At 73.6% G+C, this 19,381-nt stretch carries 21 protein-coding genes; 17 read left to right on the top strand and 4 right to left on the bottom strand.

Annotation, left to right across the window (positions count from 1 at the left end):
- The first annotated feature begins 2 nt into the window (after window positions 1–2).
- The 8 genes from Phou_RS34825 (at window position 3) to Phou_RS34790 (ending at window position 5,833) form a co-directional block, all read left to right on the top strand.
- The gene (locus Phou_RS34825) at window positions 3–347 is read left to right on the top strand and encodes a YciI family protein (protein WP_173064321.1); all 345 of its coding nucleotides are present in this window, start codon (window positions 3–5) and stop codon (window positions 345–347) included.
- Window positions 344–1,540, top strand: a complete 1,197-nt coding sequence (locus Phou_RS34820) for an RNA polymerase sigma factor (protein ID WP_173064318.1) — start codon at window positions 344–346, stop codon at window positions 1,538–1,540. The genes Phou_RS34825 and Phou_RS34820 overlap by 4 nt, the downstream gene beginning before the upstream one ends.
- 67 nt (window positions 1,541–1,607) lie before the next feature.
- Complete coding sequence (locus Phou_RS34815) at window positions 1,608–2,126, top strand: hypothetical protein (RefSeq protein WP_173064315.1); 519 nt, start codon at window positions 1,608–1,610, stop codon at window positions 2,124–2,126.
- A 64-nt stretch (window positions 2,127–2,190) separates the two neighbouring features.
- Window positions 2,191–3,036: a DUF4097 family beta strand repeat-containing protein gene (locus Phou_RS34810; RefSeq protein ID WP_173064311.1), complete on the top strand. Its 846-nt coding sequence runs from the start codon at window positions 2,191–2,193 to the stop codon at window positions 3,034–3,036.
- Between the two features lie 31 nt (window positions 3,037–3,067).
- Entirely contained in the window at window positions 3,068–4,024 is a 957-nt protein-coding gene (locus Phou_RS34805; protein ID WP_173064308.1) for an ATP-binding cassette domain-containing protein, read from the top strand.
- A complete protein-coding gene (locus tag Phou_RS34800) occupies window positions 4,021–4,812 on the top strand; it encodes an ABC transporter permease (protein ID WP_173064305.1) in 792 nt (263 codons plus the stop codon). The genes Phou_RS34805 and Phou_RS34800 overlap by 4 nt, the downstream gene beginning before the upstream one ends.
- A gap of 20 nt (window positions 4,813–4,832) precedes the next feature.
- Window positions 4,833–5,174, top strand: coding sequence for a hypothetical protein (locus Phou_RS34795; protein ID WP_173064302.1), 342 nt, complete (start codon window positions 4,833–4,835; stop codon window positions 5,172–5,174).
- Window positions 5,171–5,833, top strand: coding sequence for a nucleotidyl transferase AbiEii/AbiGii toxin family protein (locus tag Phou_RS34790; RefSeq protein ID WP_173064299.1), 663 nt, complete (start codon window positions 5,171–5,173; stop codon window positions 5,831–5,833). The genes Phou_RS34795 and Phou_RS34790 overlap by 4 nt, the downstream gene beginning before the upstream one ends.
- Before the next feature lie 611 nt (window positions 5,834–6,444).
- Here Phou_RS34790 and Phou_RS34785 read toward each other — a convergent pair.
- Entirely contained in the window at window positions 6,445–6,831 is a 387-nt protein-coding gene (locus Phou_RS34785) for a hypothetical protein (protein WP_173064296.1), read from the bottom strand.
- A gap of 142 nt (window positions 6,832–6,973) precedes the next feature.
- On the opposite strand from Phou_RS34785, the gene Phou_RS34780 reads away from it, so the two are divergent.
- The 6 genes from Phou_RS34780 to Phou_RS34755 all read left to right on the top strand — a co-directional run bounded on the left by Phou_RS34780 (window position 6,974) and on the right by Phou_RS34755 (window position 12,342).
- Window positions 6,974–7,798, top strand: coding sequence for an alpha/beta fold hydrolase (locus Phou_RS34780; protein ID WP_173064294.1), 825 nt, complete (start codon window positions 6,974–6,976; stop codon window positions 7,796–7,798).
- Window positions 7,799–7,842: 44 nt separating this feature from the next.
- Window positions 7,843–8,376 (top strand): AAA family ATPase, encoded by a 534-nt coding sequence (locus tag Phou_RS34775; RefSeq protein WP_173064291.1) that lies wholly within the window; start codon window positions 7,843–7,845, stop codon window positions 8,374–8,376.
- Between the two features lie 37 nt (window positions 8,377–8,413).
- The gene (locus Phou_RS34770) at window positions 8,414–9,625 is read left to right on the top strand and encodes a hypothetical protein (protein ID WP_173064288.1); all 1,212 of its coding nucleotides are present in this window, start codon (window positions 8,414–8,416) and stop codon (window positions 9,623–9,625) included.
- Window positions 9,626–9,805: 180 nt separating this feature from the next.
- The gene (locus tag Phou_RS34765; RefSeq protein WP_173064285.1) at window positions 9,806–10,714 is read left to right on the top strand and encodes a hypothetical protein; all 909 of its coding nucleotides are present in this window, start codon (window positions 9,806–9,808) and stop codon (window positions 10,712–10,714) included.
- Between the two features lie 78 nt (window positions 10,715–10,792).
- Window positions 10,793–11,140: a YciI family protein gene (locus Phou_RS34760; RefSeq protein WP_173065024.1), complete on the top strand. Its 348-nt coding sequence runs from the start codon at window positions 10,793–10,795 to the stop codon at window positions 11,138–11,140.
- Window positions 11,141–11,142: 2 nt separating this feature from the next.
- Complete coding sequence (locus tag Phou_RS34755; RefSeq protein WP_178134990.1) at window positions 11,143–12,342, top strand: RNA polymerase sigma factor; 1,200 nt, start codon at window positions 11,143–11,145, stop codon at window positions 12,340–12,342.
- Window positions 12,343–12,466: 124 nt separating this feature from the next.
- On the opposite strand, the gene Phou_RS34750 is transcribed toward Phou_RS34755, so the two are convergent.
- The 3 genes from Phou_RS34750 to Phou_RS34740 all read right to left on the bottom strand — a co-directional run bounded on the left by Phou_RS34750 (window position 12,467) and on the right by Phou_RS34740 (window position 15,356).
- Window positions 12,467–14,632: a glycoside hydrolase family 15 protein gene (locus tag Phou_RS34750; RefSeq protein ID WP_173064281.1), complete on the bottom strand. Its 2,166-nt coding sequence runs from the start codon at window positions 14,630–14,632 to the stop codon at window positions 12,467–12,469.
- Between the two features lie 50 nt (window positions 14,633–14,682).
- The gene (locus Phou_RS34745) at window positions 14,683–14,940 is read right to left on the bottom strand and encodes a hypothetical protein (protein WP_173064278.1); all 258 of its coding nucleotides are present in this window, start codon (window positions 14,938–14,940) and stop codon (window positions 14,683–14,685) included.
- A 164-nt stretch (window positions 14,941–15,104) separates the two neighbouring features.
- On the bottom strand, window positions 15,105–15,356 hold the full coding sequence (locus tag Phou_RS34740) for an NHL repeat-containing protein (protein ID WP_173064275.1): 252 nt from the start codon (window positions 15,354–15,356) through the stop codon (window positions 15,105–15,107).
- 142 nt (window positions 15,357–15,498) lie between these two features.
- Between Phou_RS34740 and Phou_RS34735 the strand changes: the two genes are divergently transcribed.
- The 3 genes from Phou_RS34735 (at window position 15,499) to Phou_RS34725 (ending at window position 19,381) form a co-directional block, all read left to right on the top strand.
- Entirely contained in the window at window positions 15,499–16,896 is a 1,398-nt protein-coding gene (locus tag Phou_RS34735; RefSeq protein WP_173064272.1) for a cellulase family glycosylhydrolase, read from the top strand.
- Between the two features lie 63 nt (window positions 16,897–16,959).
- Window positions 16,960–17,514 (top strand): protein-tyrosine phosphatase family protein, encoded by a 555-nt coding sequence (locus tag Phou_RS34730; RefSeq protein ID WP_173064269.1) that lies wholly within the window; start codon window positions 16,960–16,962, stop codon window positions 17,512–17,514.
- Window positions 17,515–18,007: 493 nt separating this feature from the next.
- Complete coding sequence (locus Phou_RS34725) at window positions 18,008–19,381, top strand: ABC transporter substrate-binding protein (RefSeq protein WP_173064266.1); 1,374 nt, start codon at window positions 18,008–18,010, stop codon at window positions 19,379–19,381.

Below are 19,381 nucleotides of genomic sequence, written 5' to 3'. Positions count from 1 at the left end.
CGATGAAGTACGTGCTGATGTTCGCCGAGACCGAACAGTTCGCCGCCGACCTGGCCGCGATGGACGACGCCGAGCGGGAGCGCGCCTACGCCCGCGTCGGCCAGTGGTTCGCCGACAACCGCGAGCAGATCACCCGTCACGTGCACCTGATGCCGCCGGAGACCGCCACGACCATGCGGCTCGGCGGCGGCGAGCCGGTGGTGACCGACGGCCCGTTCGTGGAAGGCAAGGAGGTGGTCAGCGGCATCGCCGAGGTCGACGTCGACGACCTCGACGCGGCGCTGCGGCTGGCCCGCAGCTGGCCCGGCTGCCCGCTCGTGGAGATCCGCCCGATCGCCTCCACGTGACGACAGCCACCGAGGTCGAGCTGGCCCGCGCGGTACGCGACCACGCGGGCCGGCTCGCGGCCGCCCTCGTCGGCCTGACCGGCGACTTCGCCACCGCCGAGGACCTCGTGCAGGACGCCGTCGAGGCGGCGCTCACCCACTGGCCGGTCGAGGGCATCCCCGAGCGGCCGGACGCGTGGCTGTTCACCGTGGCCCGCCGCCGCGGTCTGGACCTGCTCAAGCGGCGGGCCCGGTACCGCACGAAGCTCGCCCTGCTGCACTGGCCCGCCCAGCCCGAGCCGGACGACCGGCTGCGGCTGCTGTTCACCTGCTGCCACCCGGCCCTGCCCCGCACCGGGCAGATCGCGCTCACCCTGCGCGCCGTCTGCGGCCTCACCACCGCGCAGGTGGCGCGCGCCTTCCTGGTCACCGAGGCGACCGTCGGGCAGCGGATCACCCGCGCCAAACGCAAGATCAGCGAGGCCGGCATCCCGTACCGCATCCCGGACCCGGACGAGCTCGCCGGGCGGCTCTCCGAGGTCCTCGCGGTCATCTACCTGCTGTTCAACGAGGGCTACCTGACCACCGCCGGTACCGCCTCGCACGACCGCGACCTGGCCGACGACGCCGAGTTCCTGGCCGACCTGCTGCACCGGCTGATGCCGACCGAGCCCGAGGTCATGGGGCTGCTCGCGCTCATCCGCCTGCACCAGGCGCGCGCCGCCGCGCGCTTCGACGCGGAGGGGCGCATCATCCCGCTGCCCGCGCAGGACCGCGGCCGCTGGGACCGGGACGCGATCGAGGAGGCCGGCGCCCTCATCGCCCGCGCGGCGGCGCACCGCCGTCCCGGCCCGTACCAGCTGCAGGCCGCGATCGTCGCCTGTCACGCCGAGGCGGCGCGGTGGGAGGACACGGACTGGCCGCAGATCCTCGTGCTCTACACGATCCTGCTGTGCGTACAGCCGTCGCCGGTCACCCGCCTGCACCGCGCGGTCGCCCTGCGCTACGCCGACGGCCCCGCCGCCGCGCTGGCCGAGCTGGACCAGCTCGAGGACGCCCTCGACGGCTACCACCTGTACCACGCCACCCGCGGCGAGCTGCTGCGCGCCACCGGCGACCCGGACGCCGCCCGCGCGGCCGACGAGCGGGCGCTCGCGCTGGCCGCCAACCCCGCCGAGATCGACCTGCTCCGGGAGCGGCTGCGCTGGCGATGAGCGCCGTGGCACACATGTGAGCCAGATCGGTGTTGTCATGGCGCCATGATGGTGCCATCATGGTGCCATGGACTTGAGGCCGTACATCGAACAGCTGCGCACCGAGTTCGCGGTGGCCGCCGAGGGCGCCGACTCCGAGGGCCGGGCGCTGGCCGAGCGCCTTGTCACGCAGCTGGAGGCGGCGACCCGGCTGACGCTGCTCGACGCGCTGTCCGACGCGGCCGACGAGATCACCCGCGAGCTCGCCCCGGGGTCGGTTCACGTGCAGCTGCGCGGGCGGGAGCCCACCTTCGTGGTGACACTCCCCGGCCCGGGCGACGACGAGCCGCCCGCCGTGCCGGCCGCGCCGCCGGCACCGGTGGCCGCGCCCGAGGGTGACGACGGCGCCACGTCGCGGATCAACCTGCGGCTGCCCGACCACCTGAAGGCGAGCATCGAGCAGGCCGCCGGCCGGGCGGGGCTGTCGGTCAACGCCTGGCTCGTCCGGGCCGCCGCCGCGGCGGTCGAGGCCGGCGACCCGCAGCGCCGGCCGCCGCGCCGCGCCGAGCCGACCTCCGGCCAGCACTTCACCGGCTGGGCCCGCTAGCCGCCCCGCCGCCCCACCCCCTGACCAGCAACGACATCCATCGGGTACCTCTCGGGAGACCACCATGCCTGTTTTCGACACGCCGGAGCCGATTGCCGTCCAGATCGAGCTGCCGGTCGGCGACGCGTGGATCGCCGCCACCGACCGCACCGACACCGTGGTGCAGGTCCGTCCCCGCAATGCGTCGAGCAGGTCCGACGTGAGCCTGGCCGAGCAGACCACCGTCGAGTTCGCGGCGGGCCGGCTGCTGGTCCGGTCGCCCAAGAGCTGGCGCCGCTTCGGCCCCGGCCCGGGACCGTCGGTCGACATCCTTGTCGAGGTGCCGTCCGGATCGGCGGTGCAGGCGGAGTCGTCCTGGGCGACGTTCCGCTGCGAGGGGCGGCTCGGCGAGTGCCGGTTCAAGACCGGCGGCACGGTCCGGATCGACCGGACCGGGCCGCTGGAGATCGACAGCAGCCACGGCGAGATCGTGGTCGAGCGGGCCGAGGGTCCGGTGCGGGTCACCAGCTCGTCCGGCAAGGTGCGCATCCGCGAGGTCGACGGCACTACCGAGATCAAGAACTCGTCCGGCGACTGCTGGATCGGCAGCAGCACCGGGGACGTCCGGGCCCGGACGGCGTACGGCGACGTCACCGTCGAACGGGCGCTGGCCTCGGTCACCGCGCGCAGCAACCACGGCAGCGTCCGGATCGGCGAGATCGTGCGCGGGGCCGTGGAGGTGCAGACCTCCTACGGCGGCATCGAGATCGGCGTCCGCCGCGGCACCGCCGCCTGGCTCGAGCTCAGCTCCCGCCACGGCCGGGTGCACAACGCCCTGGAGGCGGCCGACGGCCCGGCCCAGGACGACGACACGGTCGAGGTCCGGGCGAGCTCCAACTACGGCGACATCCTGATCCGCCGCGCCGCCTGACCATCCCTCCGTCACGGAAGTGAGGACTCCCATGACCAGCCCCTCCCCGGCCGCGATCACCGTCACCGGCCTGCGCAAGTCCTACGGCGACAAGGTGGTGCTCGACGGCGTCGACCTGCGGATCGCCGAGGGCACGATCTTCGCGCTGCTCGGCCCCAACGGCGCCGGCAAGACCACGACGGTGCGGATCCTGTCCACGCTCACCGGAGCCGACGGCGGCGAGGCCGCCGTCCTGGGCCACGACGTGTCCCGCGAGCCCGACGCGGTACGCGGGTGCATCGGCGTCACCGGGCAGTTCTCGGCCGTCGACAACCTGCTCACCGGCCGGGAGAACCTGAACCTGATGGCCGACCTGTGCCACCTGGACAAGGCGGCCGGCCGCCGGCGCACCGAGGAGCTGCTCCAGCAGTTCGACCTGGTCAAGGAGGCGGGCAAGCCGGTCTCCACGTACTCCGGCGGCATGCGGCGGCGGCTCGACCTCGCCATGACGCTGGTCGGCGACCCGCGGGTGATCTTCCTCGACGAGCCCACGACCGGGCTCGACCCGCGCAGCCGCCGCGGGATGTGGGACGTCATCCGCGACCTCGCGGCCGCGGGCGTCACGATCTTCCTCACCACGCAGTACCTGGAGGAGGCCGACCAGCTGGCCGACCACGTCGCCGTCCTCGACCACGGGCGGGTGGTGGCGCAGGGCACACCCGACGAGCTGAAGCGACTGGTCCCCGGCGGCCACGTCCGGCTCCGCTTCGCCGACCCCGACGAGTTCCAGTTCGCGGCGCAGGTGCTCGAGGCACCGGCCCGCGACGAGGAGGCGCTCACCATCCAGGTGCCCAACGACGGCAGCGTGCGGTCCCTGCGCGCCCTGCTCGACCGGCTCGACAACGCCTCCATCGAGGCCGTCGGACTCTCGATGCACCTGCCCGACCTCGACGACGTCTTCCTCGCCCTCACCGGCCGACCCGACCGCGAAAGGACCACCGCGCCATGACCACCCTCGCCCTGGCCGTCCGCGACTCCGGCACGATGCTCCGGCGCAACCTGCTGCGGATGCGCCGCTACCCGTCCCTCACGTTCATGTTGATCGGCATGCCGGTCATCTTCCTGCTGCTGTTCGTGTACGTGTTCGGCGGCACCCTCGGCAACGGCCTCGGCGGACCGTCGGGCGGCCGCGCGGCCTACGCCAACTACGTCGTCCCCGGCATCCTGCTCATGGCCATCGCCGGCACCGCGCAGGGCACCGCCCTGTCGGTCGCCATGGACATGAGCGAGGGCATCGTCGCCCGCTTCCGCACCATGGCGATCTTCCGCCCGTCGGTGCTGACCGGCCACGTGCTCGGCGCCGTCGTCCAGACGATGCTCGGGCTGGCCGTCGTCGTCGGCGTCGCCCTGCTCGTCGGCTTCCGGCCCGACGCCGGCGCGGTCGAATGGGCCGCCGCGGCGGGGGTACTGGCCATGACCGCCTTCGCGCTCACCTGGCTGTCCGTCGCGCTCGGCCTGGTCGCCGACAGCCCCGAGACGGCCAGCAACCTGCCCATGCCGCTGGTGCTCCTGCCCTTCCTGGGCAGCGGCTTCGTGCCCACCGAGTCGATGCCGACCGCGGTGCGCTGGTTCGCCGAGTACCAGCCCTTCACGCCGATCATGGAGACGCTGCGCGGCCTGCTGCTCGGCACCGGCGTCGGCCACCACGCCATCGCCGCCGTCGCCTGGTGCGCCGCCATCACCGCGGTCTGCTTCTGGTGGGCGAAGGCGCTGTACAACCGCGACACCACGAGCTGACCTGCCGGTAAGCTGGGGCCATGGCGGGTGGCCCCAGCACCGGCCGCGTCGTCCACCTGGCGCGGCCCAACAGGCCTGTGCTGGTCATCGACAGCCTCGACGAGCTGGTCGGCCCGGAGCACGGCGTGGTGGAGCTCCCCCAGCGCCTGATGTGGAGCCCCAACCGGCGCTTCGACCTCGACGACCCCGACCTGCTGCTGTGGATGTACGAAAACGTGCTCCGCGAGGCGATCCGCCGCGACGAGCTGCGGCGCTGGATCAACGGCCGGGTGCTGGCCCGCGTCTGGTCGCGGCTCAACCTGCCCCGGCCGGTGCGGCAGGCGTGGGAGGCCCGGCACGCGCGCCTTCGTTCCGCGGCATGACCTCGGACGAGCCCGACCCGTTCCACCTCGACGTCGCCCGGGTCGCGCTCGCCGTCGCCCGGCGGTACGGCTTCGTCCTCGGCGGCGGGCTCGCCTGGGTGCTGCGGGGCCTGGTCCACCGGCCCACCGAGGACGTCGACCTGTTCAGCACGGTCGGGGGCGCCGCCGCCGCGGCCGCCGGCGGCGTGCGGGCCGCACTGCGCGCCGCGGGGTACACCGTGGTGGACGAGGACGGCGACGGCGACCTCGGCTCCCTGTTCGCCGGCTTCACCGCCGACCAGAAGGAGTTCGTCGTCGGCGACGGGCGGCGGACGGTCCGGCTCAGCCTGTCCCGCCTGGACCGGCGCCGCAGCCCGGTCGTCATGGAGGTCGGCCCCGGGATGCACCTCGACGACCTCGTCGCCACCAAAGTCGCCGCCCTGGTCAACCGGCGCGAGGTCCGCGACTACATCGACGTCGCCGCCGCCCTGGACCGCTATCCGGTCGAGCGGCTGCTCGCCCTGGCCCGGCGCCAGGACCCGGGCCTGGACCAGGAGGACATCCTGGACGTCGGCGCCTACCTGGACCGGCTCGACGACCGGCGGTTCGCCTTCTACGGCCTCACGCCGGACCAGACCGCGCAGGTGCGCCGGCAGCTGGCCCGCTGGCCGCGCCGCTAGAGACCTTTCAGGGTTGGGGTGCGCATCCGTCCACAGTGCAGCACCGCCCGACGCGGCCCGGTGCGGGCGGCGCATGACCGTCGAGATCTCGACGGTCATCCCAAGAGATGTGGGCTACCGCGACGTCCGTGGTGGTCCGGACCGTTGCTCCCGCGGCCTCACCCTCCGCAGTCGCCCAGCTCACCCCCACAAGCATGCTCCCGCAGACCCACGGGAGTTGGTGCTGTAACAGCGCACCAACCCACCCCGCAGGGCCAGGCCCGCACAGCCCCGGCGACACGGCCAAGCCGCAGCGACCAAGCCCCCTGGACCCCAGCCCGCGGCAGCGCGTAGCTAACGGCGCTGGTCCATCGGCGCGCCGCGGGTTCGTGGGCGCATTCGTGCGCCCAGCTTCAGAGCCACTCCCGGCAACCCCATGGGACCGGTCTGCCGGAGCTGGCTCTTCGGGGTGACCGCGACCGAACGCGGAGGGTGAGGCCGCGGGAGCAACGGTCCAGACCACCGCGGACATCGCGGTAGCCCGGAACTATCTCAAATGTGAATCTGACGTTCGCACTCACCCTGACCACGAAGGTGTCTAGAGCGGGGCCACCAACGTTTCCGGGTCGGCGTCAGCCGACCGGCCGGTCGAGCGCCGCGACCAGCGCGTCCGGGTCGGTCACCGTCACCGTGAGCGCGGGGTGGCGCAGCCATCCGCCGGGCGCGAGCGCGGGCACCGGGGTGGCGAAGCACACGCAGACGCCCGGACCGGTCGTGGTGCCGAACGTGGCACCCCGGTCGGCCATCGACAGCCGTGGACCGAGGGCGCGCCACCACCGGTACGGGCCGGTCCGGCGGGCGGCCCGCACGTTCGCCCGGCTGGTCCGCAGGTGCCACGGGCCGAAGCGGACCTCGAACTCCTCCGGCGAGACCGCCACCCAGGCGCGCGCCGGCGTCACGCCGACCAGGGCGAGCGCCCAGCGGGCCGGCGCGCGGAACGCGAACGGAAACCGTGCCATCCCGGCCGCGGTACCCGCCCCGCCGGGTGTTCAACCGCGCCGCGACTCACGCACCTGGCGTGTAGATCTTGGCGTGCTCGGTGTTGGATCTCCGGCGCCCGCGCGGGCCACGATCAGGTCATCGCAAAGTGAGGAGAACCCGATGACCACGACGACCGCGACACACACCCTCCAGGTTTCGGACGGCACGCTGTACTTCGAGATCCGCGGCGACGGCCCGCTCGTGGCGCTCGTCGGCTCGCCGATGGACGCCGACGCGTTCGCGCCGCTCGCCGACGCGCTCGCCGCCGACCACATGGTGCTCACGGCCGATCCGCGGGGCATCGGCCGCAGCCCGCTCGCCGACCCCGAGCTGGACTCGACGCCACCGCTGCGGGCCGGCGACCTGGCCGCGCTGCTCCGCCACGCCGGCGGCGGGCCGGCCGCGGTGTTCGGCACCAGCGGCGGGGCGTGCACGGTGCTCGCGCTGGCCCAGGCACACCCGGAGGCGGTGCACACGGTGGTCGCGCACGAGCCGCCGCTTGCCGAGCTGCTGCCCGACCGGGACGCGCTGGCCGCCGGTACCGACGACATGATCGCCACCTACCTGGCCGGCGACCCGCTCGGCGCCTGGCGCGCGTTCATGGCGCAGGCCGGCATCGACCTGCCCGAGGACGTGCTGGAGGCGATGTTCGGCGGCGAGCGCGACCCGCGGCGCGCGGCCGACGAGCGCCGGTTCTTCGCGCACGAGGTACGCGCCAGCACGTTCTGGCGGCCGGACCTCGCGGCGCTGCGCGGCGGCGGCGCGCGCATCACGGTGGGCATCGGCGAGGAGTCGGCCGGCCAGCTCTGCGACCGCGCCTCCCGGGCCCTGGCCGAGGCGCTGGCCGTCGAGCCGGTGCTGTTCCCCGGCGACCACACCGGTTTCGTCGACGCGCCGGACGCGTTCGCCGCCCGCCTGTCGTCCCTCCTCGGCCCGCCGGCGTAGCGGCCGGACCCGCCGCCGGTCGCCGCGCCGATAGGGTCGGTCCCGTGACGGGTGTGATCATCGTGACCGGGGCGATGGCGGCGGGCAAGTCGACGGTGGCGCAGGGCATCGCCGAGCGGCTTCCCCGGGCCGCGCACGTGCGCGGCGACGCGTTCCGGCGGATGGTGGTCTCCGGGCGGCGGGAGATGGCGCCGGACCTCCCGGCGGAGGCCGTGGCCCAGCTGTGGCTGCGGTACGAGCTGGCCGCCACGGTCGCCGACCGGTACGCGCGGGCCGGCTTCACCGCCGTCGTCCAGGACATCGTCATCGGACCGGAGCTGGCCCGCTTCGTCGACCTGTTCGCCACCCGGCCGCGCCACCTGGTGGTGCTCGCGCCTCGCCCGGACGTGCTGGCCACCCGCGAGGAAGGGCGGCCCAAGACGGGCTACGGCGGCGGCTGGACGGTCGAGGCGCTCGACCGCGAGCTGCGGGAACGGACGCCGCGTCTCGGCCTATGGCTGGACACGTCCGACCAGACCCCGGATGACACGGTTACGCGGATACTGGCGAATCTCCCCGCCGCCCGACTACCCGACTGACATTGTCCTTTGTCGATGCGCTGCCTATCGTGGCGGGATGCGTCGCATGTGGACAGGTCTGGCGGCCGTGCTGCTGCTCACCGGCACCGCCGTCGTCGCGTCGGGGCACGCCTCCGCCGCCGTGGTATTCGCGCACGACTTCGAAAGCGGCTCCACCGCCGGGTGGCAGCTCGCCGGCGGCCAGTGGGGCGTCTCCACCGACGGCTCGCGCGTGCTGCGCCAGTCGCGCAGCGGGGCCCCGTCGGCCCGGGCCACCGCGGGCGACGCCGGGTGGGCCGGCTACACGCTGTCGGCGCGGGTCAAGCCCACCTCGCTGTCCGGGCCGTCGGCCGCGGCGGGCATCGTCGCCCGCGCGGGGTACACGCTCACGCTCCGCCCGGGCGACCGCGTGGAGCTGGCGCGCGTGTCCGGCGGGCAGCGCACCGTGCTGGCCTCCGGGAGGCTCGCGGTGCGGACCGGCCGGTGGTACGACATGACGCTGCGCGCCGACGGCGACCAGCTGAGCGGCACCGTCACCGGCGCGGCCGGCAGCGCGACGCTCACCGCCACCGACGCCACCTTCGCGGCCGGCGCGATCGCGCTGGTCACCGAGCGGGCGGCCGCCTCGTTCGACGACGTGTCGGTGGACACCCTCCCGCCGCCGCGCGACACCACGCCGCCGTCGGCGCCCGGCCGGCCCGAGCTGCTCGAGGTCACCCCGACGACCGCGACGATCACCTGGCCCGCCTCGACGGACAACGTCGGCGTGACCGGCTACCTGATCTACTTCGGCGGCCAGTTCTACGAGGACTACTTCCTGCGCCAGGTCACCAGCAACGCACCGGTCACGGTGCCGATCGGCGGCAACACCGGCGCGACGTACCACTTCTCGGTCCGCGCCCTCGACGCCGCCGGCAACATGTCCGGCTTCGGCTCGCGGACCAACTTCCCGCACCCGCCGACGGTCCCCCGGGTCGCCGGGGACGCCACGGCACCGACCGCGCCGGGCACGCCGGTGCCGGTCAGCGGCGGCATCTCGTGGGCGCCGGCGACGGACGACACCGGGATCGTGGAGTACCACGTCGTGCACGCCTTCAACATCGACGAGGTCCGCGTGCGCGCGATCGTCCCGGGCAACGTGACCACGGCCCCCATCTCGCCGGCCTCGACGCCCAACACGGTGTGGGTCATCGCCTACGACGCCTCGTGGAACGCCTCCCGCAGCCCGTCGATCACCCTCACCCCGCCGCCCACGCCCGCCCCCAACTAGGCCGGACCCGGTTGATCAGGGACTTCGTGGGCCAACACGCCGACCGACACGCCCACCAGCTCCCTGATCAACCGCGTGAAGCGGGCCGGTTGCGGGGGGTGCGGAGACTGGGGGATGTGGGAGCGCTTGGCGGGGTGGGTCCTCTCTCGACGGTTGCGGCGGGGCGGTACCCGGTCTGTCGTGCGGTTGATGGTCGGGGCGCGGGACGGTCGGGTCGCGGCGGCGGCCGAGCGGGCCCTGGCCGCGGCCTGGACCACCGACCCGGCCGCACGCCGGCGCATCTGGGCGGCGCTGCCCGGCACGCCGGAGCCGGCGCTGCGGTTTCTGCTCGCGCCCGCGCCGGACAGCCGGCACCAGCCGCGGGTACGCCTCGTCGCCGCGCCACCTGACGGCGGCCGGGTCCTGCGGACCGCGCTCGAGTCGCCCGACGCCAGCGTGCGTAAGGCCCTGGCCGCGATCCTGCGCGCGACCGACCATCCGCTGCTGCTCGGCGACCTGGAGTCCGCCCTGCGCGAAGGGCCGCCCGCGCCCTCGGCGGTGCTCGACCTCGCGCTGGACAACCCGCACGCGCTGCGGCCCGCGCCGCTGGGACGCCACCGCACCGGGTTCGCCGCCGTGGCGATCCTGAAGGGGCGGCCCGACCTGCTCGACGGCTACGAACCGGCGTCGCTGGTCTCGGCGCTGGCGCGGCTCGCGGGCGGGACGCTGCCGGCACCGGTCGCCGAGGTGTGCCGCCGCCGGCTCCGCGAGCTGGGACCGGGGCCGGGCCGCGAGCGGCTGTGCCTGCTCGCCGGCGAGGGCGACGCCGAGGCGCTCGCCGCCGCGCTGGACAGCGGCCAGGAGCCGGACACGCCGGGCGTGCGGGCGCTGTTCTTCTTCCGCACCGGGCAGTGGGAGCGGTACGACGCCGAGGACCCCGACGGCGCCCTCCTGGAGGACTACTCCCGGCTGGCCGACGAGGACGTGTGGGACGAGCTGGTGCGGGTCGCGCGCGGCGCCGGGCGGCAGGCGCCGAGGGCGGGGTGGGTCGCGCTGACCGGCCCCGACCCGGACGTGCCCAGCCCCAGCTCCGGCCCCGGGATCTGGTAGGGCGCGCTTTTCCGGCGGTGTCGAAGTGGGCCCGGGTCCTTCGTGTAGATGATGAGACCCGAAGAGAGGACCACGACAATGCCGCAGTACCTGCTCAGCATCTACCAGCCCGACGGGGAGGCGCCGCCGCCGGAGTTCCTGGAGCCGATCATGCGCGAGCTCGACGTGCTGAACGCCGACCTCAAGGCCGCCGGCGCCTGGGTGTTCGCCGCCGGGCTGCACGACCCGAGCACCGCGACCGTCCTGCGCGCCACCGACGACGAGGTGCTGATGACCGACGGGCCGTACCTGGAGGGCAAGGAGCACCTCGGCGGGTTCACGATCATCCAGGCGGAGGACCTCGACGCCGCCCTGGCCTGGGGCCGCCGCCTCGCCACGATCGTCAAGCCGCTGAACATCGAGGTGCGGCCCTTCCAGCCGCACTGACCGTGTCGGTCGAGGAGGTCTTCCGCGAGCAGTACGGCTACGCGGTCGCCGTCCTGGTCCGCGCCTTCGGCGACATCGACATCGCCGAGGAGGCGGTCCAGGAGGCGTTCGCGGTGGCGGTGCGGCGGTGGCCGGAGACGGGGCCGCCGCCCAGCCCGCAGGGGTGGATCGTCACCACCGCGCGCAACCGGGCCATCGACCGGCTGCGCCGCGAGGCGACCCGCGCCGACCGGCACGCCCAGGCGGCCCTCCTGCACGACCCGGAGCCGGCACCCGAAGAGGAGGGGCCCGTGCGTGACGAGCGGCTGCGGCTGATCTTCACCTGCTGCCACCCCGCGCTGGCGCCGGCCGCCCGGGTCGCGCTGACCCTGCGGCTGCTGGGCGGTCTCACCACGGGGGAGATCGCCCGCGCCTTCCTGGTGCCCGAGCCGACGATGGCGCAGCGGATCTCCCGCGCCAAAGGCAAGATCCGGGACGCTCGCATCCCCTACCGCGTGCCCCGCGAAGCCGACCTGCCCGACCGCCTCCGCTCGGTGCTGGCCGTGCTGTACCTCATCTTCACCGAGGGCCACACGGCCAGCTCCGGCGACCGCCTCGTCCGCGCCGACCTGTGCGCCGAGGCGATCCGCCTGGCCCGTGTCCTGGTGCGGCTGATGCCGGACGAGCCGGAGGCGATGGGGCTGCTCGCGCTGATGCTGCTCACCGAGTCCCGCCGCGCCGCGCGCACCACCCCGGCCGGCGACCTCGTGCCGCTGGCCGAGCAGGACCGCGCCCGCTGGGACCGCGCGCTGATCGCGGAGGGGCAGGGCATCGTCCGCGCCTGCCTGCGCCGCGGCCGGCCGGGACCGTACCAGCTGCAGGCCGCCATCAACGCCGTGCACAGCGACGCGCCGGCGGCCTCGGCCACCGACTGGGTCCAGGTGCTGCGCCTGTACGACCAGCTGCTGGCCGCCACCCCCACCCCCGTCGTGGCCCTGCACCGCGCGATAGCACTGGCCGAAGTGGACGGTCCGGCCGCCGCACTGGCCATCGTGGACACTCTCGACCTCGACCGCTACCACGTCTACCACGCCGCCCGCGCGGACCTGCTGCGCCGCCTCGACCGCCCGCGCGAGGCCGCGTCCGCCTACGACGCCGCGATCGCGCACACCGCCAACGCGGCCGAGCGCGCCTTCCTCCAGGCCCGCCGCGACTCGCTGTAGACATCTTTGAAGGTCCAACCCAAACGAGATCTGAGCTGCCGCGATGTCCGCCGTGGTCCGGACCACCGCGGACATCGCGGCAGCTCAGATCTCGTTCTGGGTTGGACATTTACCGGGGCGGCGCTCAGCGGTACCGGGCGGCGACCACGGCGGGCTGTTCCAGGATGCGGCCGGCGGCGAGGTTGTGGGCCAGCCGCACGTACTGCGCGTGCGTCCAGGTCAGCGGCGTTGCGGAGAAGGTGGGCGTGCCGGGCTCGAACGTCCCGGGCGGCTGGTGGTCCCAGACCTGCTCGGGCAGCATGTGGCCCGGCCCGGCCGCGCGCGCCATCGCGGTGAGCTGGCGGCGTGCGCCGGCCGTGTCGCCGGCCGCGATCTGGTACTCGCCGCGCTCGCCGTTGAGCAGCGGCCACGCCCGGCCGAGCGTGATGCGCGAGTCGTCCGGCAGGCCGAACTCCCAGCGGCTGCCGTCCCGCTTCTCGCCGTACCCGTCGAACGAGGCGCGGTGCCAGTAGAGGCCGCGGGCCGTACGGACGCCGAGCTGCTCGTCGATGACCGGGAGCGTGTTGACGACGGCCGGGTCGTCGGCGGGCAGCACGCCGAGGCGCACCAGGTCCAGGAAGCTGGGGTCCACCACGCGCCGCTGGTCGACATTGGACGGTCCACTGTCGCCGATCGTGTACGTGGTGCCCGCGTCCGGGTTTCCGTCCTTGGTGAGGCGCAGGAAGTACGGTCCGGAGGAGTACGGGCCGGTGGTGGTGACGGTCCACGACTTCACGCTCGCCTGCCACTCGTCGGCGGTGGCCAGGTAGCGGGTGGCGGCCGCGGAGTCGCCGTTGGCCCGTGCGATGTCGGCCGCGCACACCAGCGCGGCGATCTCGCTGGCGATGGTGGCCGGTGAGTAGCCGGACTGGTTCTCCCACCGCTCCTGCGGCGTGACCGGCCCGGCGCCGAGCAGGAAGTCGGCCGCCCGCCGCACGTGGTCCCAGGTGCCCGCGTCGGCGCGGCCCAGCTGGTGGGCCAGCACGATCGGGAAGGCCACCTCGTCCAGCTGGAGCCCCTCCCAGACGGGGGTACCGTCCACATGCGAGTTCTGCGGGAACGAGCCGTCCGGCTTCTGCTGCACGGTGAAGAGGTAGTCCAGCGCCCGCCCGGCGCCCGCGACGTCGCCGGCCGCGATCAGTGCCGTGGCGATCTGGTAGAGGTCGCGGGACCACACGAGGTGGTACGGCCCGGACGGCTCCTCGGCGCCCCACACCCACGGCATGCTCGGCGAGGCGATGTAGGCGCCGCGGTGCGTCTTGTCCTCGCTCGCGGCCAGCACCATCACCGACACCCGGTAGAGCCGCCGCTGCTCCGCGCCGCCGAGCACGCGGGGCGGGGCGGGCAGGCCGGCGAGGTAGCGGTGCCAGCCGCCGGTGTACCCCCGCGAGACGGCGGGGAACCCGGCCGTGAGGGACCCGCGGGCGGCGCCGAGCGCGGCGGCGGCGTCCGCCCCGAAACCGAGGGCGAGAGTGGCCTGCCCACGCCCGGTGAAGCGCAGCGACGCGGTCTGCACGAGGTTGCCCGGCGCGGCCGCGGCGCGGTAGCGGTGGTCCAGGCGGCCGTCGGCGGCCAGGTCGGTCCAGCCGTCGCTGGCGCCTCGGTACCCGCTGGACGTGGCGGCGAACGGCGGCCAGCCGGCGAACGCGCTGGCCACGCGGCCGTCGGTGGCGACGAGCGCGTCGCGTTCGGTGCGCCCGGTGTCGTCGCCGCGGGTGTTGGCGAGCGCGGGGTCGTAGATCGCGTGGACGTCGTAGTGCCGCCGGTCGAACGCGACGAAGCGCACGTCGGCCAGCACCGTGTCCCGCGAGGGGTCGGTCAGGTACGTCGCGGTGAGCCGCCACCGCCCGGCCCGCTCGGTGAACACCTGCCGGTACCCGAGGCTGCGCTCGTCGACGAGCTCGGTGCGCACGCGGGCGGCCCGGTTGGCGTCGGTGGCCGTGCGGCCGTCGGATACGGCGAAGCGGAGCAGGCGGGCGCTCGGTGTGCCCAGGTCGGGGTAGAAGATCTCGCCGAGCCCGCCCTCCTTCTGCACGGTCAGCCACACCCGGCTGCGGGTCGAGGTGGCGGTGCCGTAGCCGGACTTGTCGGCCGGCAGGAAGTCCTCGACGGTGCCCGGCGCGCCGGGGCGGCGGCGGGCGGGCCTTGCGCGGCGGCGGATGCACCGGCCGGGGCCGGCACGACGAGCAGGCTCGCGCCGATGGCGAGGAGCATGGTGAACGTGCGCATGGCCGCCCCCAGATCGAGACATCTACACGGGCGTTCTTTCCCCGCGCGTCCGGTCCCAAACGGAGTGTCCGGTTAACAATCCTGACCATTTACCGGCGCGGAAAGGGCCTCGCGTAACCGCGCGGCTGAGCCGTCGGTCAGGTGCCCGAAGGTGACGACGCCGCGCCGGCCGTCGCGTTCCACGGCGATTCTCCGCTCGGCGAGCGCCACCGGGCCGCCCACGATGGCGGCGATCGTCGACTGGAACTCCTGCCAGGTCAGCAGGCCGTCGATGGCCGCCAGAGGGCCGTCCCTCTGGACCCGCACACCGAGCCTTTCGACGAACAACATGCTCTGTGACATGGCCGCCTCGGGGATCGCGCCGACAGTTCCTTCACCGATAGTGAATAGATCTCACGTGAGCGTTAACAGCAGCAACTTAGCGATCTTCGCCGCCGCGGGCAATGGCGCAATTCGTTGTGCGTGGTCGCGAATACCGTTTTGACCCCGGTCGATCAGACGCGGGCGACCTCGCCGGTCTCCAGCGCCGCCCGGACCCCGCCGTCGGGACCGACCGTGACGCCGTGCGGCTCCGAGCCGGAGCTGGGCAGGTCGTGGTGGCGCAGGCCGCCGTCCTCACCCACGGCCGTGGTCACCCGGGCGAAGCCGCCGGCGTGCACGAGCGTGACCCACAGCGCGCCGTCCGGGCCGGCCGCGACGCCGTACGGGCCCGCGCCGGGCTCGGCCACCGCGAGCTCAACGATCATCCAGCGACGCTAGGCGCCGCCGTTGCGTCCCGCGACTGCATTGATCTACGCTGATGGCCGCTGTGAGCCGGGCAGAGAGCAGCGGGTCCTTCACGGACCCCTTCCTGCCCCGGGCTTCCGGGGCCTTCCCCTGAGGTAGGTCATGAGAAGACAGCTCACCGTCCTCGGCGTCGCCCTGGTGGCCGCCGCGGCATCCGTCCTGATGTTCGTCAGACCGGCGGACGCCGCCGTCGGCCTGCACATCAGCGGCACCAACATCGTGGAGGCCAACGGCCAACGGTTCATCATGCGGGGGGTCAACCACCCGCACGTCTGGTACACCGGCCAGACGAGCGCGTTCGCGAACATCAAGGCGCTCGGCGCCAACACGGTGCGCGTTGTGCTGGGCAGCGGCAAGCGTTGGGGTCCCTCCACCGATGTCGCCAACGTCGTCAACCTCTGCAAGGCCAACCGCATGATCTGCGTCCTGGAGGTGCACGACACCACCGGGTACGGCGAGGAGGGCGCGGCCGCCAGCCTCGACGAGGCGGTCAACTACTGGGTCAGCCAGAAGAGCGCGCTGGTCGGCCAGGAGAACTACGTCGTCATCAACATCGGCAACGAGCCGATCGGCAACACCAACGCGGCACAGTGGACGGCGGCGACCACCGCGGCGATCCAGAAGATGCGCGGCAACGGCTTCGAGCACCTGCTGATGGTCGACGCGCCGAACTGGGGCCAGGACTGGCAGTACGTCATGCGGGACAACGCGCAGACCATCCTCAACGCCGACACCCAGCGCAACACCGTGCTCTCCATCCACATGTACGCGGTGTTCAACACCGCCGCGAGCATCACCGACTACCTCAACCGTTTCCAGACGAACGGTTGGCCTCTTGTCGTCGGCGAGTTCGGCTGGCGGTTCAACGCGGGCGAGGTGGACCACGACACGATCCTGGCCGAGGCGCAGGCGCGTGGCATCGGCTACCTCGGCTGGTCGTGGAGCGGCAACACCGACCCGATCCTCGACATGGCCACCAACTTCGACCCCACCCAGCTCACCACGTGGGGCCAGCGCATCTTCAACGGCGCCAACGGCATCAAGGCGACCGCGCGCGAGGCGACCGTCTTCGGCGGCGTCCCGCCGACCACGACGCCTCCGGTCACCACGCCGCCGGTGACGACCCCACCCGTCACCACGCCGCCGGTCACCACGCCGCCGGTCACCACGCCTCCCGTCACCACCCCGCCGCCGGGCACCCGGGCCTGCACGGCCACGTACTCGTCGACGGGCCAGTGGCCGGGCGGCTTCCAGGGCGACGTCCGCGTCACCGCGGGCGGCAGCGCGATCACCGGGTGGACCGTCACGCTGACGTTCCCCAGCGGCCAGCGCGTCACCCAGGCGTGGAACGCGACGGTGACGACAGGCGGCGCCACCGCCACCGCCCGCAACGTCAGCTACAACGGCAACCTCGGCGCGGGAGCCAGCACGAACTTCGGCTTCCTCGGCTCGTGGACCGGCAGCAACGGCGCGCCCGCGCTATCCTGCTCGGCCACCTGACCCGCACCGACGCGGCGGGCGCTTCGGCGCCCGCCGCTTCGCCGCCCGGCTTAACCTGGGTCCATGGGGGCGTTCCAGGAGCGGTACTACGACATCATCACCCGGCTGTACCGGCCCGACCGGCGCGCGGCCCCGCTGAGCTGGATCGGCGAGGAGCGCATCGCGGTCGGCAACCTGCCGCTCGCCACCGCCCTGCCCGAGCTGCCCGCGCAGGGCGTCACCCACGTGGTCAACTGCCGGTCGCGGGCACAGATCTGGCTGTCGCGCGACCTGGCCGCCGAGCGGGCCGTCTTCGGGCCGGGCCGGGTGGTGCACGTGCCGCTGCTCGACTTCGGCCAGCCCCAGCGCCCGCGCCTGTGGTCGGCCGCCGCCCACTTCGCCGCCGGGGTGCTCGACGGCGACCCGGACGCACGCCTGCTCATCCACTGCCACCAGGGCCGCCGCCGCTCGGTGATGCTGGCGTACGCGGTGCTGCGCCTGCGCGGCCACTCAGCCACAGCCGCCACCGAGCTGATCACCGGCCACCGCGCCGAGGCGGTGATGGTCGCGGCCTACGCCCGCAGCGTCGAGGGCTGGCTCGCGACCGGCGGCCTGCCGCTCGGGGTGGTCCGGGTCTGAAGTCTGAAGCCGTACCCGCGTCCGCGTCACCTGCGGACCGCACGCTCCCGCGGGCACCGCGGAGGTCGGCGGGCCAAGCCCGACCTGCGACGGCCGGCGAGGCCCGGTCCAGGTCCGAGACCGCGACCGACCGCGGAGGGTGAGGCCGCGGGAGCGACGGTCCGGACCACGGCGGACGTCGCGGTAGCCCGCATCCGGGTCTTCGTGACGCCGCCGCCCCGCGCCGCGTCGCCGATCATCTGTCCGAAGTGGACGGGCCTTCCGCTGCGCACCGCGGCGGCGGTGGGCAACGTGCGCACCTGGGTGACGAGCGAGTACGAGCACGACGCGCCGCGCACCCACGGCGAGCGCGTGCCGCGGCGCCTGATCGACATGGCCGACGGTCGCCGACAGGTTGACAGCGATCAATCGACGTCCTACGGTTTTCCCCACGACGGTCCGGGCGACCGCGTAGCAAGGCACACCCCGTTCGCGTTGACGACCTGGGAGTCCCATGTTCACGCCGCCCGTGACGATGAAACGACGTCAGCTTCTCGCCCTCGGTGCCCTGGCCCCGCTGCTGGCCGCCTGTGGCGACGAAAGCTCCTCGGCCGATCTGCAGCTGCAGTTCATGTACTGGGGCTCGACGTTCGAGCAGAAGGCCGTGGAGAAGATGCTCAAGGCCTTCGAGCAGAGCAAGCCTGGCACGAAGGTCAAGCCGCTGTTCACGCCGGACGAGTACGACGTCAAGCTCAACACGCTCGTCGCCAGCGGCGGCGTGCCCGACGTCGGCTACGTGCCGATGGCGATGTCGTTCCGCCTGGCCGAGCAGGGCAAGCTCGTCGACCTCTTCCCCTACCTGGACAAGTACCCGCAGCTGAAGGGGTACCTGCCGGACGCGTACCTCTGGAACGGCCCGGACAAGCTGCACGGGGTCGCGACGGCCAACGAGATCGAGCTGTTGTGGTACAGCAAATCCGCGGTCGAGGAGGCCGGCATCCCCGCGCCGCCGGCGCAGGCGTCCAGCGCGTGGACGTGGGACGACCTCGTGCGCCACGCGTACAAGCTCACCGTCGACCAGAGCGGCAGGCACCCCGACGAGTCCGGCTTCAACCCCAAGCGGGTGCGGCAGTTCGGCATCTCCAGCAGCATCACGTACGCCGCGGCCTGGTACGGCTTCCTGCGCAGCAACGGCGCCGACCTCGCCGACCCCACCGGCACGAAGTGCCTGCTGGACACGCCGGAGGCGATCCAGGTCTTCCAGAACCTGCAGGACCTGATCTACGAGCACCGGGTGGCGCCCGGTCCGGGGCAGCTCGCGGCCACCGGCGACGACGTGCCGGGCACCAACATCCTGCTCAAGACCAAGCGGGTGGCCATGGTCGTCGACGGCCACTGGAGCCTGCTGGACATGAACGAGAGCAAAGTGGACTACGGCATCGGCGTGCTGCCGCGGTACCAGCAGCCGTTCACCACGAGCCAGGTCGCCGGCGCGTCGGCGGTCTTCGCCGGCGGCAAGCACCTGGAAGAGGCGGTCGAGCTGTTCGCGTTCCACCTCGACCCGCGCCACGTCGACCTGTACGCGCAGGGCCTGTGGATGCCGCAGGAGCGCCGGTACTACGAGGACCAGGCGGCCGTGGACTCGTGGACGAAGAACGGCGCGCACCCGCCCGAGTTCCGCACCGCGGTGGTGGACTACGCGCGCGACCACAGCGTGCCGGACCTGCGGGTGCGGCTGAAGAACCTCTCGGCGATCAACAGTGACGTGCTGACGCCGGCGCTGCAGGAGATCGAGACCGGCAAGCGCTCCGCCGCCGAGGTGCTCAAGGCCGTCACCCCGCAGGTCACCAGCAGGATGCGGGGCTGGCAGCACACGCAGGAGCTGTGA

The organism is Phytohabitans houttuyneae, assembly GCF_011764425.1.
In the GTDB taxonomy this organism is placed as follows: domain Bacteria; phylum Actinomycetota; class Actinomycetes; order Mycobacteriales; family Micromonosporaceae; genus Phytohabitans; species Phytohabitans houttuyneae.
This window is presented reverse-complemented; position numbering and strand designations above follow the sequence as displayed.

Excerpts from the sequence above, each read along its gene's own strand:
- Phou_RS34825 (WP_173064321.1), top strand. The coding sequence starts at position 3 with ATGAAGTACGTGCTGATGTTCGCCGAGACCGAACAGTTCGCCGCCGAC.
- Phou_RS34815 (WP_173064315.1), top strand. The coding sequence starts at position 1,608 with ATGGACTTGAGGCCGTACATCGAACAGCTGCGCACCGAGTTCGCGGTG.
- Phou_RS34810 (WP_173064311.1), top strand. The coding sequence starts at position 2,191 with ATGCCTGTTTTCGACACGCCGGAGCCGATTGCCGTCCAGATCGAGCTG.
- Phou_RS34805 (WP_173064308.1), top strand. The coding sequence starts at position 3,068 with ATGACCAGCCCCTCCCCGGCCGCGATCACCGTCACCGGCCTGCGCAAG.
- Phou_RS34800 (WP_173064305.1), top strand. The coding sequence starts at position 4,021 with ATGACCACCCTCGCCCTGGCCGTCCGCGACTCCGGCACGATGCTCCGG.
- Phou_RS34795 (WP_173064302.1), top strand. The coding sequence starts at position 4,833 with ATGGCGGGTGGCCCCAGCACCGGCCGCGTCGTCCACCTGGCGCGGCCC.
- Phou_RS34790 (WP_173064299.1), top strand. The coding sequence starts at position 5,171 with ATGACCTCGGACGAGCCCGACCCGTTCCACCTCGACGTCGCCCGGGTC.
- Phou_RS34785 (WP_173064296.1), bottom strand. The coding sequence starts at position 6,831 with ATGGCACGGTTTCCGTTCGCGTTCCGCGCGCCGGCCCGCTGGGCGCTC.
- Phou_RS34780 (WP_173064294.1), top strand. The coding sequence starts at position 6,974 with ATGACCACGACGACCGCGACACACACCCTCCAGGTTTCGGACGGCACG.
- Phou_RS34770 (WP_173064288.1), top strand. The coding sequence starts at position 8,414 with ATGCGTCGCATGTGGACAGGTCTGGCGGCCGTGCTGCTGCTCACCGGC.
- Phou_RS34760 (WP_173065024.1), top strand. The coding sequence starts at position 10,793 with ATGCCGCAGTACCTGCTCAGCATCTACCAGCCCGACGGGGAGGCGCCG.
- Phou_RS34750 (WP_173064281.1), bottom strand. The coding sequence starts at position 14,632 with ATGTCTCGATCTGGGGGCGGCCATGCGCACGTTCACCATGCTCCTCGC.
- Phou_RS34745 (WP_173064278.1), bottom strand. The coding sequence starts at position 14,940 with ATGTTGTTCGTCGAAAGGCTCGGTGTGCGGGTCCAGAGGGACGGCCCT.
- Phou_RS34740 (WP_173064275.1), bottom strand. The coding sequence starts at position 15,356 with ATGATCGTTGAGCTCGCGGTGGCCGAGCCCGGCGCGGGCCCGTACGGC.
- Phou_RS34735 (WP_173064272.1), top strand. The coding sequence starts at position 15,499 with ATGAGAAGACAGCTCACCGTCCTCGGCGTCGCCCTGGTGGCCGCCGCG.
- Phou_RS34730 (WP_173064269.1), top strand. The coding sequence starts at position 16,960 with ATGGGGGCGTTCCAGGAGCGGTACTACGACATCATCACCCGGCTGTAC.
- Phou_RS34725 (WP_173064266.1), top strand. The coding sequence starts at position 18,008 with ATGTTCACGCCGCCCGTGACGATGAAACGACGTCAGCTTCTCGCCCTC.